The sequence below is a fragment of the Streptomyces tritici genome (assembly GCF_048500665.1).
Lineage (GTDB): Bacteria > Actinomycetota > Actinomycetes > Streptomycetales > Streptomycetaceae > Streptomyces > Streptomyces tritici.
Genome location: NZ_CP183183.1, coordinates 6,598,860 through 6,610,670, shown reverse-complemented (window position 1 = coordinate 6,610,670; position 11,811 = coordinate 6,598,860). Strand labels below are relative to the sequence as shown.

The 11,811-nt window shown below is 72.7% G+C and carries 16 protein-coding genes; 12 read left to right on the top strand and 4 right to left on the bottom strand.

Annotated elements, in window-relative coordinates; genetic code table 11:
* Positions 1 to 214: 214 nt before the first annotated feature.
* A complete protein-coding gene (locus ACNJ93_RS30405) occupies positions 215 to 481 on the bottom strand; it encodes a GlsB/YeaQ/YmgE family stress response membrane protein (protein ID WP_418960668.1) in 267 nt (88 codons plus the stop codon).
* 503 nt (positions 482 to 984) lie between these two features.
* Here ACNJ93_RS30405 and ACNJ93_RS30400 point away from each other — a divergent pair.
* Genes ACNJ93_RS30400 through ACNJ93_RS30355 form a run of 10 tightly spaced genes read left to right on the top strand, consistent with a single transcriptional unit; the run spans position 985 to position 6,483 of the window.
* Complete coding sequence (locus ACNJ93_RS30400; protein ID WP_418961581.1) at positions 985 to 1,233, top strand: gas vesicle protein; 249 nt, start codon at positions 985 to 987, stop codon at positions 1,231 to 1,233.
* 40 nt (positions 1,234 to 1,273) lie between these two features.
* On the top strand, positions 1,274 to 1,714 hold the full coding sequence (gene gvpJ, locus ACNJ93_RS30395; RefSeq protein ID WP_418960667.1) for a gas vesicle protein GvpJ: 441 nt from the start codon (positions 1,274 to 1,276) through the stop codon (positions 1,712 to 1,714).
* Between the two features lie 2 nt (positions 1,715 to 1,716).
* Positions 1,717 to 2,430 (top strand): GvpL/GvpF family gas vesicle protein, encoded by a 714-nt coding sequence (locus tag ACNJ93_RS30390; RefSeq protein ID WP_418960666.1) that lies wholly within the window; start codon positions 1,717 to 1,719, stop codon positions 2,428 to 2,430.
* Positions 2,431 to 2,483: 53 nt separating this feature from the next.
* Positions 2,484 to 2,732 carry a gas vesicle protein GvpG gene (locus tag ACNJ93_RS30385; RefSeq protein WP_418960665.1) on the top strand — a complete coding sequence of 83 codons (249 nt, stop codon included), beginning with the start codon at positions 2,484 to 2,486 and terminating at the stop codon, positions 2,730 to 2,732.
* 16 nt (positions 2,733 to 2,748) lie between these two features.
* Positions 2,749 to 3,225, top strand: a complete 477-nt coding sequence (locus ACNJ93_RS30380) for a hypothetical protein (protein WP_418960664.1) — start codon at positions 2,749 to 2,751, stop codon at positions 3,223 to 3,225.
* The gene (locus ACNJ93_RS30375) at positions 3,218 to 4,306 is read left to right on the top strand and encodes an SRPBCC family protein (protein WP_418960663.1); all 1,089 of its coding nucleotides are present in this window, start codon (positions 3,218 to 3,220) and stop codon (positions 4,304 to 4,306) included. Before ACNJ93_RS30380 ends, ACNJ93_RS30375 begins: the two co-directional genes overlap by 8 nt.
* 38 nt (positions 4,307 to 4,344) lie before the next feature.
* A complete protein-coding gene (locus tag ACNJ93_RS30370; protein ID WP_418960662.1) occupies positions 4,345 to 4,911 on the top strand; it encodes a gas vesicle protein in 567 nt (188 codons plus the stop codon).
* A gap of 21 nt (positions 4,912 to 4,932) precedes the next feature.
* Entirely contained in the window at positions 4,933 to 5,754 is an 822-nt protein-coding gene (locus ACNJ93_RS30365; protein WP_418960661.1) for a GvpL/GvpF family gas vesicle protein, read from the top strand.
* Positions 5,751 to 6,002, top strand: a complete 252-nt coding sequence (locus ACNJ93_RS30360) for a gas vesicle protein (protein WP_418960660.1) — start codon at positions 5,751 to 5,753, stop codon at positions 6,000 to 6,002. Before ACNJ93_RS30365 ends, ACNJ93_RS30360 begins: the two co-directional genes overlap by 4 nt.
* Positions 5,986 to 6,483, top strand: coding sequence for a gas vesicle protein K (locus ACNJ93_RS30355; RefSeq protein ID WP_418960659.1), 498 nt, complete (start codon positions 5,986 to 5,988; stop codon positions 6,481 to 6,483). Before ACNJ93_RS30360 ends, ACNJ93_RS30355 begins: the two co-directional genes overlap by 17 nt.
* Positions 6,484 to 6,532: 49 nt before the next feature.
* On the opposite strand, the gene ACNJ93_RS30350 is transcribed toward ACNJ93_RS30355, so the two are convergent.
* A complete protein-coding gene (locus tag ACNJ93_RS30350) occupies positions 6,533 to 6,700 on the bottom strand; it encodes a hypothetical protein (protein WP_418961623.1) in 168 nt (55 codons plus the stop codon).
* A gap of 71 nt (positions 6,701 to 6,771) precedes the next feature.
* Complete coding sequence (locus tag ACNJ93_RS30345) at positions 6,772 to 7,737, bottom strand: GlxA family transcriptional regulator (RefSeq protein ID WP_418960658.1); 966 nt, start codon at positions 7,735 to 7,737, stop codon at positions 6,772 to 6,774.
* A 105-nt stretch (positions 7,738 to 7,842) separates the two neighbouring features.
* On the opposite strand from ACNJ93_RS30345, the gene ACNJ93_RS30340 reads away from it, so the two are divergent.
* Complete coding sequence (locus ACNJ93_RS30340) at positions 7,843 to 8,781, top strand: NADP-dependent oxidoreductase (RefSeq protein WP_418960657.1); 939 nt, start codon at positions 7,843 to 7,845, stop codon at positions 8,779 to 8,781.
* Between the two features lie 118 nt (positions 8,782 to 8,899).
* The gene (locus tag ACNJ93_RS30335; protein WP_418960656.1) at positions 8,900 to 10,135 is read left to right on the top strand and encodes a glycosyltransferase; all 1,236 of its coding nucleotides are present in this window, start codon (positions 8,900 to 8,902) and stop codon (positions 10,133 to 10,135) included.
* 11 nt (positions 10,136 to 10,146) lie between these two features.
* Here the strand turns inward: ACNJ93_RS30335 and ACNJ93_RS30330 are convergent, their stop codons facing one another.
* Positions 10,147 to 11,763 (bottom strand): phospholipase D family protein, encoded by a 1,617-nt coding sequence (locus tag ACNJ93_RS30330; protein ID WP_418960655.1) that lies wholly within the window; start codon positions 11,761 to 11,763, stop codon positions 10,147 to 10,149.
* Positions 11,764 to 11,811 lie beyond the last annotated feature (48 nt).

Below are 11,811 nucleotides of genomic sequence, written 5' to 3'. Positions count from 1 at the left end.
ATCGGCGGCTCTCCGCCGGCGCTTCTCGATTCCTGATCGAAGCGGCGGAGCGAGCTGAGCGGGGAGGGAGACGGGGGAACGCGGCAGGACGGGAGTGGCAGTACGGGAAGCGGCAGGACGGGAGTGGCAATACGGGAAGCGGCAGCACGGGAGCGGCAGCACGGAGCGGCCGCCCGGCACGTTGCCGGACGGCCGCTCCCTGCAGCGCCTCGCGTCAGCGCCGTCTGGCGCCCGCCCTGTCGACCAGCGCCACACCGACGGCGGCCAGCCCGATCTGGATCAGCCACTCGATCCAGTCGACTCCGTCCGTGTCCGCGACCCCCGTGGCCTCGGCGATGGCGGTGCCGCCCAGTGCGGCGCCGATTCCGATCAGGATCGTGAGCCAGATCGGCACATGCTGCCGGCCGGGAAGGACCAGCCGGCCGAGTATGCCGATGATGGTTCCGATCACGATTGCACTGATGATCCCCGAAACCTCCATGGCCGCTCTCTTCGTCGATTCTCTCCAGCCGTCGCAGAGCCACTTTCCAGAAACTCCGGGAACATGCGCGACGCGGAAAAGGGCGAGCTACGGTGGAAATCACGGGGAGGCGAAATTTTGGATGTTGTGGGTGGTGAAACGTCACGCGTAAGGAACGGCGCAGGAAAAGGAACGACGAGGAGACCGAGCCGGAACCGAACGGCCCGGTCGAGGACGAGAACGAGTCGGAAGACGAGCCGGAAGACGAGCCTGAGGAGGAGTCCGAGCAAGAGCCCGAGGGCGATGTCGAGGGCGACGAGGAGTTCGAGGACGAGTACGAGGCCGACGACGAGGCCGATGACGAAGCCGACGAGCACGGGGACGGCGACCGGGACGACGACGCCGAGGACGCCGCCGACGACCGGGACGGCCAGGACGAGGACGCCGGCGAGGGCAAGCGCACGGGCGACCCGGACGACGGCAAGCGCACGGGCGACGCCGAGCGCCTCCCGCCGGCCGAAGCCCTGCGCAGGATCGTCGACCAGCTCACAGGGCTGCTGGGCCGGGCCCCCGAGTCCGTGTCGTCCCTGAAGCCCACGGAATTCGGCTGGACGGCCCAGGTCGAGGTCCTGGAACTCGAGCGGGTGCCCGAGACGACCAGCGTCATGGCGACCTATGAGGTTGGACTCGGCCCGGACGGGCAGTTGCTGGGTTACGAACGCGGCAGACGTTACACACGTGCCCAGGTCGACCGGAGCGGCGACCGGGACTGAACATCACAGCCGCCCCTCGAAACGGAGGGAGGAGGCCGACGTGTCTGTAGTGCAGCAGGGCGGCGGCGTACCCGCAGCAGGAGGAGGAGGTTCGGGCAATCTCTACGACGTACTCGAACTGGTCCTCGACCGAGGTCTGGTGATCGACGCCTTCGTCCGGATCTCCCTTGTGGGGATCGAGATCGCGAAGGTGGACGCCCGTGTGGTGGTCGCCAGCGTCGACACGTATCTCCGATTCGCCGAGGCGTGCAACCGCCTCGACCTGGAAGCCGGCCGCAAGGCCCCCGACCAGCTCAGCGACGTCGTCGAGAAGACGACCGAGGGCGGAGCCAGGGGCAAGAGCAAAGGCGCCCTGACCGGAGCCATCGAAAGCTTCACGGACTCGTTGACCGGCGACCGTGGCAAGGAACAGGAACACGAGGAAGAACGCGGACGGCGTCCTCGCCGTGAGAAGCAGAAGCACGCCGAGGAGGAGGACTAGCGATGGTTCTCTACGTCTACGCGATCACGAACGATTCGCATCCCCTCCGGCTCGACGGCCTGCCGGCCGTCAGCGGCGACGAGGACACGACGCTGCGGTCGGTGAAGGAGGGTTCGCTCTGCGCCGTCGTCAGCGAGCTGACGCGGGAACTCACCGCGAAGCGCGACGACGTCGAGGCCCATCACACGGTGCAGGACCGGCTGTGGGCCGACGGCGTCACCCTGCCCCTGGGATTCGGGTTCACGGCCGAGGACGAGGACGTCGTCCACGCCGTCCTCCGCGAGGGGGCGGACCTCTACGCCGAGCGGTTGGAGGAGCTCAAGGACCGGGTGGAGTTCAACGTCAAGGGCATCCTCGACGAGGACACCGCGCTCCGGCAGATCGTCGGCGAGTCCGACGACGTCCGGCGACTCAACGACGCGACGCGCGAAGGCGGCGGCACCTACGAGGACCGCCTGGAGCTCGGCCGGCTGGTGAACGAGGCGGTGCAGGCCAAGCAGCAGGCTCTGGCCGAGTCCGTCCTCGCCGAGCTGCGGCCGCAGATCCACGCCGAGCGGTCGGAGCCGTCGCAGCAGTACTTCGTGAACAGCTCGTTCCTGGTCGACCGCGACCGTGCCGACGAGTTCGCCAAGACCGCCGGGCGGCTGGCCGACGACGGGCCCGACGGGGTGGAGCTGCGGATCCGCGGCCCTCTGCCCCCGTACAGCTTCGTCTGAGGCACCGGCACCGACCCGTTTTCACCGCACGGCAGACGACCCCTGGAGGTGCCGTGGGACTGCTGATCGAGATCGCCGCCCTGCCCCTCGCCCCGTTGAGAGGCGTGGGGTGGGTGCTGGACAAGGTGGTCAAGGCCGCCGAGCAGGAGTACTACGACCCCGGTCCGGTGCAGGAGCAGCTCGTCGAGCTCGAACGGGCGCGGCAGGCGGGGCGTATCGACGAGGAGGAGTTCGCCCGGCGCGAGGAGGCACTCCTGCAGCGCCTGGAGGAGATCAGGGCCTACCGGGCCGGGGGCGGATGAGGAGAGAAGCAGCATCATGCACAACGCGAAGATCGGAACCGCCCTGATCGGCGGTTATGTGCTGGGCCGTACGAAGAAGGGGAAGCTGGCGCTCGGGCTCGCCATGGCCATGGCCGGCTCGCGGATCAAGCCCGGCGAGATCCGCGGCGCGCTCGCGCGGTCGCCCTTGCTGAGCAACGTGAACCAGCAGGTCCGCGGGGAGCTCGTCGGCGCGGGCAAGGCCGCCGCCACGACGGTGCTCAACGCCAAGGCCGAGCGTCTCGCCGACACGCTGCACCAGCGCACGGCGGACCTGCGGAACGGCTCGCAGGAGGGCGCGCAGGAGGGCTCGGAGGAGGAAGCGGCGCCGGAGAAGTCCGACCGCCCCGAGGGGAAGCGGGAGGCCCCCGAGAGGAAGACGCAGGCCCCTGCGAAGAAGGTGCCTCGCTCCTCCACGTCCGGGACGCCGAAGGCGCCTCGCACGAGGAGCACCAGGAGGCACGACGATGACTGACACCAAGGGTTCGGAGCGACCGGGCCGGGGTCCCGGCACGGACCGGCTGATGCAGGAATTGGGCTCGTACGTCGAGGCCCGCCTCGAGAAGGCGCTGACCGGCGTCGGCGGCCGCATGGGCGACGCCGCGTCGAAACTGGGCGCGGCCCGCATTTCGCCCGGCAAGCTGGTCGGCAAGAAGATGCTGTCCTCGACGGCCTCGCACCTCGCCGAGTCCACGTCGCACGCCAAGGACGCGCTCGTGGACAAGGTGAAGAGCGCCGCCGGCAAGGACGGGCACACGTCCGGCTCCGCGGCGACCGGAGGCCAGAAGAGCCTCACGGTCATCGAGGACATCGACGTGGGCGTGCCGGTCCGCGATGCGTACAACCAGTGGACGCAGTTCCAGGAGTTCGACCGCTTCGCCAAGGGCGTGGTCGAGGTCGAGCAGCAGGACGACACCACGACGCAGTGGCAGGTGAAGATCGGCAAGTCGAGCCGCGCGTGGACGGGCCGGATCACCGAGCAGATCCCCGACGAACGCATCGCCTGGACGTCCGAGGGCGCGAAGGGCACCACCAAGGGCGTGGTCACCTTCCACCCGCTCGGCGAGAACCTGACCAAGGTCCTGCTGGTCATGGAGTACTTCCCGCACGGCATCGTCGAGAAGGCGGGCGCCCTCGTCCGCGCCCAGGGCCGCCGGGCCCGGCTGGACCTCAAGGCCTTCCGCACCTTCGTGATGATGCGCGGCGAGGCGACGGGCGGCTGGCGCGGCGAGATCCACGACGGCGAGGTCGTGTCCCGCGACGAGCCGGAGTCGGAGCCGGAGTCGACCGAGGACTCCGACGAGGACGAGACGGAGCCGGAAGGCGCGTACGAGGACGAGGACGCCGAGGACGACGAAGAGGAGCCTGAGGACAGGTACGAGGACGAAGAGGAGGCTGAGGACGAAGACGAGGACGAGGACGAGGAGGACGACGAGTACGAGGACGTGGAGGAAGACGACGAGGCTGAGGACGACGAGGAGGACGAGGACGAGGAGAGCGAGGGCCCCGCGCAGACCGACGAAGGCCCCCGCAACCGTCGTAGCCGGAGGCGCTGACAGCGCGTCCGCGTCCAGGGAGCGAGGTCGATTCCGTCGTGACCGCATCAGAATCCGCCGGAGGTCCGGCCGCCCATCCGCTGTCCCCGTACGGCAACTCGCAGGGCGCGAACCTCGCCGACATCCTGGAGCGGGTGCTCGACAAGGGCATCGTCATCGTCGGTGACATCCGGATCAATCTGCTCGACATCGAGTTGCTCACCATCCGGCTGCGGCTGCTGGTCGCCTCGGTCGACAAGGCACGGGAGATCGGGATCGACTGGTGGGAGCACGACCCCGCGCTGTCCTCGCGTGCCGACGGGCGCAAGGAGCTGCAGGAGGAGAACGAGCGCCTGCGCGCCGAGCTCAGGGAGCTGCGGGACCGCCCCAAGGCCCGCTCGGAGCTGACGGAGGGCCGGTCGAGCCGTCGGCGCCGGGACTCCGAGGCGGAGGAGGAACGTGCCCCCGCCGCGGAGCGCCGGAGCCGTCGGCGCACTTCGGCCGGCCGCGACGCGGCCGCCCACGACAGGGCGGAGGGCAGACCCCGCCGCAGGGCCCGCGCGGAGGACGACGCCGACGACGAGGCCGCGTACGCGTACGAGGCCGACGACGAGCGGCGGGACTGACTCATGGACCGGGATCCGCTCATGGGTGCCGAGCTGAGCTACGCGTACGCCGTCCTGCGCCCGACCGCCGCCCTGGACGGGGACGCGCTGGGCGGCGTCGACGGCGTCGCGGGCGGGGCGCTGCGGCTGGTCGGCACGGACGATCTGGCGGCGGCGGTGAGTTCCGTGCCGGAGGCGGACTTCTCGGAGGCCGCCCTGAAGCGGCACCTGGAGAACCTGGACTGGCTGGAGCGCGTGGCTCGGGCGCACGACGGAGTGGTCGCGTTCCTGGCTTCGTACACCACCGTCCTGCCGCTCCGGCTGGCGACCGTGTACGTGGACGACGACCGCGTCCGCGACGTGTTGCACCGCGGCGAGGCAGCCTTTACGCGGCTGCTGGACCGGCTGGCCGACCACGTGGAATGGGGCGTGAAGATCTACGCCGAGACCACCGGCGGCGCGTCGGCGGGCGAGGGCCGCGGCGACGTGGACGCGGCGGCGGGAGCCTCCGATCCCGGCCGGGCCTACCTGCGCCGCCGCCGGCAGGAGCGCGAGGAGCGGGGCGCGGCCCGGTCGGCCGCGGCCGAGGCCGTGCGCAGGATCGACGTGGCGGCCGGCGCCGTGGCGCTGGAACGGGCCCGGCACCGGCCGCAGCAGGGTCAGCTGGCCGCGGGCCCCGGGGAGAACGTGGCCAACGACTCGTACCTGGTCGCGCGCGAGCGCTCCGAGGAGTTCCGCGAGCGGGTGCGGGACGCGGCGGACGGCCTGCGGGGCGTGCGGGTGGAGATCACCGGGCCGTGGGCGCCCTACTCGTTCGCCGCGCTCCCGGAGACCGGGGCGCCGGAGGAGGTGCGAGAGCGGTGACGGCAGCCGGTGCCGAACCCCTCCCGGAGCGGCAGGTGGCCTTGATCGACCTCCTGGACCGCCTGCTCAGCGGGGGTGTGGTGCTGACCGGGGACCTGGTCCTGTCGATCGCCGACATCGATCTGGTGCGCGTCTCGCTGCGTGCCGTCATCGTGTCGGTCGAGGGGGACGACGGCTGGTCGCTGGCCTCGCTGATGCCCGCGACGGCCCGGGCGCTGGAGGTGCGCCGCGATGACCGGCCCTCCTGAGCCGTACGAGGACGCCGGCCCTCTTGAGTCTTACGGGGACGCCGGCCCTCCTGAGCCTTACGGGGACGCCGGCCCGGACCGAACGTACGGCGGCGCGGGCCCGGAGCGCGACCGAAGGCGCGAGGTGGCCGCCGCGGCGGAGCGGGCGTTCGCGCTGCTGCCCGCCCGGCCGGACGACCTGTCGCGCGTGGAGGCGGGCGCGCGGGAGTCCGTACGGCGGCTGCACGCCGACCCCGACACGGTGGAACGGGACCTCGTCCGCCTCGTCCTGACCCTGGTCGAACTGCTCCGGCAGTTGATGGAGCGTCAGGCGCTGCGCAGGGTCGACCGGGGCGACCTCAGCGAGGACCAGGAGGAGCGGCTCGGCCTGACCCTGATGATCCTGCACGACCGCATGGCCGACCTCTGCGACCGCTACGGCCTGACCCCGGAGGACCTCAACCTCGACCTCGGTCCTCTGGGCCCGCTGCTGCCGCCCTGAGCGACGAAGCCCCCGTCGCCGGGGGCGCGGCCCCCGCGCGACCGCTCACCTAGTTGTGGCCGAACTTCCGTTCCTTGCGGTGACCCGGTTCGGAGATGGCACGGGCCGGGTCGGACGCGGGCGTCCTCGGTTCGGGCTTGGACTCGGACGGCGGGGTGCGGTCGGCGTGGCCGCCGGTGCGGGCGCCGGCGTTCCGGCGCGTCTGCTTCTTGCCCACGATCATCCCTCCTGTGGTGGATCCCGGGCGGGAGTACCCCAAGCCTCACACACCAGGCAATGCGGTGCATGTCAGCCAGGGGCGCCCCGGCGGAAGGTCCGGCGGTACGCCGTGGGCGAGACGCCCACCTCCGTCGCCAGGTGCTGGCGCAGCGAGACCGCGGTGCCGAAGCCCGCCTCCGCGGCCACCCGGTCCACGGTGAGGTCCGTGGTCTCCAGGAGCCGGCGGGCGAGGTCGACGCGCTGCCGGGTGAGCCACTGGCCGGGCGTCGTGCCGACCTCCTCGCGGAAGCGGCGCGAGAACGTGCGGACGCTCATCCGCGCGTGCGCCGCCAGCTCCGCCAGCGACAGCGGCCGGTGCAGCTCCCCCACTGCCCACTCCCGCGTCGCGCTCGTCGTGGCGACGGTCTCCTCCGGGAGGGGGCGCTCGATGTACTGCGCCTGGCCGCCCTCGCGGTGCGGCGGCACCACGCACAGCCGGGCCACCCGGTTGGCGACCTCGCTGCCGTGGTCCTTGCGCAGCAGGTGCAGGCAGAGGTCGATGCCGGAGACGACGCCCGCCGCGGTCAGCACGTCGCCGTTGTCGACGTACAGCACGTTCGCGTCGACGCGGATCGCCGGGAAGCGGCGCTGGAAGTGCCCGGCCTCGTTCCAGTGCGTGGTCGCCGGCTTCCCGTCGAGCAGCCCGGCCGCGGCGAGGACGTACGAGGCCGTGCAGATGGACACGATCCGCGCGCCCGGACGCAGCGTGCCGAGCGCCCGCGCCAGCGGTTCGGGCAGCCAGTCGCGTTCCGCGTCCGGGCCGCAGGTGAACGGCGGGATGACGAGCGTGTCCGCCGTCGCGAACGCCTCCGGGCCGTGTTCGACGCCGATGGTGAAGTCGGCGCTGGACCGCACCGGTCCGCCGTCCAGGCCGCAGGTGACGACCTCGTACAGCGGCGCGCCGTCCGCGTCCGCCGCGGTGCCGAAGATCCGTACCGGGATGCTCAGTTCGAAGGGATAGACGCCGTCCAGGGCCACGACCACGACTCGATGCATGGCCGGATTCTTTCACCTCATGGCATTCTCGCCACTCGTTCCCCTGTCGTCCGTGCGGAAATCTTGGTGGCGCAAGAAGGCAGGTCGAACAAGGGAGTTGATGTCATGCGCGCCATCGGTCAGGACACCTTCGGCGGTCCCGAGGTCCTCAAGGTCGTGGAGGCCGAGAAGCCGGTCCCCGGCCCGGCGGAGGTGCTCGTGCGGGTGCACGCGGCGGGGGTGAACCCGACCGACGCCTGGCATCGCAGCACCGGCGGCCTGGCCGGGACCGGCGCGCCGGTCCGGCTCGGCTGGGACGTGTCCGGCGTCGTCGAGGCCGTGGGCCTGGGCGTGACGCTGTTCCGGCCGGGCGACGAGGTGTTCGGCATGCCGCGTCAGCCGCTGCCGGCCGGCACGTACGCGGAGTACGTCGTCTCCCCGGCCCGCCACCTGACCCTCAAGCCCGCCGGGCTGCCCCACACGGAGGCGGCCGCCCTGCCGCTGGCCGGTCTCACCGCCTGGCAGGCGCTGGTCGACACGGCCGGGGTGCGGCCGGGGCAGCGGGTCCTGGTGCACGCGGCGGCCGGCGGCGTCGGTCACCTCGCGGTGCAGATCGCCAAGGCGCGCGGCGCGTACGTGATCGGCACCGCGAGCGCCGCCAAGCACGCCTTCGTGCGCGGGCTCGGCGCGGACGAGGTCGTCGACTACCGCACGACCGACTTCGCCGAGACCGTGCGCGACGTGGACGTGGTCGTGGACGCCGTCGGCGGCGCGTACGGGCCGCGTTCGCTGCGCACCCTGCGGCCCGGTGGCCTCGTGGTCTCCCTCGCCTCCCCCGCCGAGGCGGCGCTCGCGGAGGAGGCCGAACGGCTAGGCGTCCGCGCCCAGTTCATGGTCGTGGAGGCAGACGGCGCGGGCATGCGCGAGCTGGCCGCCCTCGTCGCCTCGGGCACGCTGAAGGTACGGGTCGACACGGTCCTGCCGCTGGAGGACGCGGCCAAGGCGCACGAACTGGCGGAGAGCGGCCGCACGACGGGCAAGCTCGTCCTGTCGGTCGCGGAGTGAGCACGGGGCCGGCCGAAGGGAATCCGTGCACGACCAGCCCCGTGACATCGGGCGCCCCGTCCGCGACACGCGTCGGCCGCGTGCACCGGGACGGGACCGGCCCGCCATACTCGTCACGATGCGTGTCGCACTGATCACAGCAGGCTCCCGGGGTGACGTCGCTCCGTTCACCGGCCTCGGGCACGGCCTCGTGCGCGAGGGCCACGACGTGACCCTGGTGACCCATGAGACATTCGCGGGCCTGGCGCGCGAAGCCGGTCTGCGCTTCCACGGCCTGCCCGTCGATCCGCAGGCCGAGCTGCGCACGGAGCGGGGCCGGCAGCTCCTGGCGAGCCGGAGCGGTCCGGGCAAGCTGGCGCGCATGCTGGCCATGGCGCGGCGGCTGGTCGGGGCCATGGCGCCGGGGATGCTGGACGCGGCCCGCGCCGCCGACGTGCTGCTTCTGTCGGGGTCGGTCGCGCCCCTCGGCCGTGCCATCGCCGACGGCCTGGGGATTGCGAGCCGCGGCGTCTACCTGCAGCCCCTCGCGCCCACCGCCGCGTTCCCGCCGCCCGTCATCGGCATCCGGTCGTACGGCCGCGCGGGCAACCGGCTGGCCGCGCGGGTCGTCGACTCCGCCCTGCACCTCACGTTCGCCGAGGCGGCCCGCCACATGCGGAGCGCACTCGGCGGGACCCGCAGCCGGAGGCGGGAGCGCCGGAACTGGCCGGTCCACCACGGCTTCAGCCCCTTGGTCGTGCCCCGCCCGGCCGACTGGCGCCCGGGCCTGACGATCGGCGGCTACTGGTGGCCGTACGTCTCGCCGGCCGCCGCACTGTCCGATGAGGTCCACGCCTTCCTCGACGCCGGTCCTGCCCCGGTCTTCGTCGGGCTCGGCAGCCCGACCGTGCCCGATCCGGAACGGATGAGCGACCTGCTCGTCCGGGCACTGCGCGCGGCGGGGCTCCGCGGGGTGATCCAGTCCGGGTGGAGCGGGCTCGGCGCCGACGGCGACGACATGCTGACGATCGGAGAGGCGCCGCACTCGCTGCTGTTCCCCCGCATGGCCGCCGTCGTGCATCACGCGGGCGCGGGGACCACGGCGGCGGCGCTGCGCGCCGGCGTGCCCGCGGTGCCGGTGCCGGTGTGGTTCGACGGCGCGTTCTGGTCCTCCCGGCTCACCGCCCTGGGCGTGTCGCCCGGCGCCGTGCCTCTGCGAACGCTGACCACGCCGGACGCCCTCGCCGCCGCGCTCACCGCGGCGGTCCGCGACCCGTCGTACCGCCGGCAGGCCACGGCCGTCGCCGAACGGCTCCGGCGCGAGGACGGCGTCGCCCCCGTACGCGCGGCACTGGACGCTCTCGACCGGGGCTGACGAGCCCGCCTTCAGAACGCGTTGTGACGGCGGAGTCTCGCCGGGCGGCCGTCCGGGTCGACCAGGAGGCGGTACAGGGGCATCGACAGGGCGCGGGCCAGACGCGACATGTCGGGTGGGCGGTAGGCGCGGACCCGGCCGGGCGGTCTCGGGCCGCGGCGGCCGCCATCATGCCAGGCGTCCAGGGCCGCGGCGCTCGCGGCGAAGGCGTCGAAGGCCGTCCGCGGGTCGCAGAGCTCGTCCCCCGCGTACGGCGCGCCGGGCTCGCCGGCCCCCAGGTGCTCGCGGGAGAGTTCGAGCCGCAGGTCCCGCGCGAACCGGCGGGCGCGGTCGCCGAGGCCGCCGGGGTCGTGGTGCGGCCGTTCGTCCACGTCGTCGTCCAGCACCACGCAGCTGAGCTCCGAGTCGTGCGTCCAGGAGCGCAGGTTGACGTTGTCGGAGCCGACCGAGGCCCACACGTCGTCGATCACGCACACCTTGGCGTGTACGTACACGGGGGTCCCCGTCGGGTTCTCCAGCCCGTAGACGGCCACCCGGGAGCCGCCGGCGCGGCGCAGTTCGTCGAGGGCCGTGACCCGGCCGACCAGGTTCACCGGGAGCGCGAGGCGGCCGTCCTGCTCCGGGAACGAAGGGATGACGGCGATCAGCCGCAGGTCCGGGTTGTCGCTGAGCGCCTTCGCGAAGGAGCCCACGACGTTCGGCGACCACAGGTACTGGTCCTCCAGGTAGATCAGCGACCGCGCCCGGCGCAGCGCCTTCAGGTAGCCGCGCGCGATGCTGCGTTCGCCGTCGGGGGCGAAGGGGTAGCCGTTCAGCAGCCGGTTGGGGTAGGTGCGCAGCACCTGCACGGTGTGGCTGCCGCGGGGCGGCGGGTCGGGGAGCTGCGGCGGGAGGGCGCCGGCCTCGGTGTCCTCGTGGTGCGCGAGTTCCCGCAGCCGGACGAGGGGGCTGCGGCTGAGCGGCGACGGGTCCTCCCAGCGTTCGCGGAAGACGAGTTCGATGTCGCCCACCGCCGGTCCGCGCAGGGCCAGTTGGACGTCGTGCCACGGGGGCCGGGGGCCGTAGGCGGTGGCGAAGGGCAGGGTCTGGGGGTCGCCGTGGTGGGACGCGTCGTCGTTGCGGCTGTGGCACAGATCGATGCCGCCGACGTACGCGACGTCGAGGTCCGGGCGATCGGGGTGGCGCAGGACGACGAGCTTCTGGTGGTGGGAGCCGCCGGGCCGTACCCGCATGTCGAGCAGGCACTCGGCGCCGGCGGCCTCCAGCTCCTCGCCGAGGTGCCGGTTCTCGGTCTCGCTGAACTGGAACTTGTCCAGGTGGGAGCGCCACACGAGCCCTTTGACGATCACTCCCCGCTCCGCCGCCTCGCTCAGGACGTCGCCGATCTCACTGTCCGAGCCGTCGAGGCGCTCGTCGGGATCGCCCCGCCAGTCCGTGAACAGCAGGAGGTCTCCGGCGCGCTGCGCCCGGATCGCGCGCAGCAGTTCGGCGAAATAGGCCGCGCCGTGGACCAGGGGCCGGACGTCGTTCCCGGTGGTCCAGGGCGCTCCGTCGGCGTGGCGCCGGTCCAGGCGCGTCGCGTCGTTCCCCCGCTCACGCACGGTGAGCATCCAGTCGCTGTGCTTCACGGTAGGACCTCCACCCGGCGGCTACCCCGCTCGCCCGGCCGACGAACA

Coding starts and splice junctions, on each gene's coding strand:
- ACNJ93_RS30405 (WP_418960668.1), bottom strand. CDS start 481: ATGGAGGTTTCGGGGATCATCAGTGCAATCGTGATCGGAACCATCATC.
- ACNJ93_RS30390 (WP_418960666.1), top strand. CDS start 1,717: ATGGTTCTCTACGTCTACGCGATCACGAACGATTCGCATCCCCTCCGG.
- ACNJ93_RS30380 (WP_418960664.1), top strand. CDS start 2,749: ATGCACAACGCGAAGATCGGAACCGCCCTGATCGGCGGTTATGTGCTG.
- ACNJ93_RS30375 (WP_418960663.1), top strand. CDS start 3,218: ATGACTGACACCAAGGGTTCGGAGCGACCGGGCCGGGGTCCCGGCACG.
- ACNJ93_RS30365 (WP_418960661.1), top strand. CDS start 4,933: ATGGGTGCCGAGCTGAGCTACGCGTACGCCGTCCTGCGCCCGACCGCC.
- ACNJ93_RS30355 (WP_418960659.1), top strand. CDS start 5,986: ATGACCGGCCCTCCTGAGCCGTACGAGGACGCCGGCCCTCTTGAGTCT.
- ACNJ93_RS30345 (WP_418960658.1), bottom strand. CDS start 7,737: ATGCATCGAGTCGTGGTCGTGGCCCTGGACGGCGTCTATCCCTTCGAA.
- ACNJ93_RS30340 (WP_418960657.1), top strand. CDS start 7,843: ATGCGCGCCATCGGTCAGGACACCTTCGGCGGTCCCGAGGTCCTCAAG.
- ACNJ93_RS30335 (WP_418960656.1), top strand. CDS start 8,900: ATGCGTGTCGCACTGATCACAGCAGGCTCCCGGGGTGACGTCGCTCCG.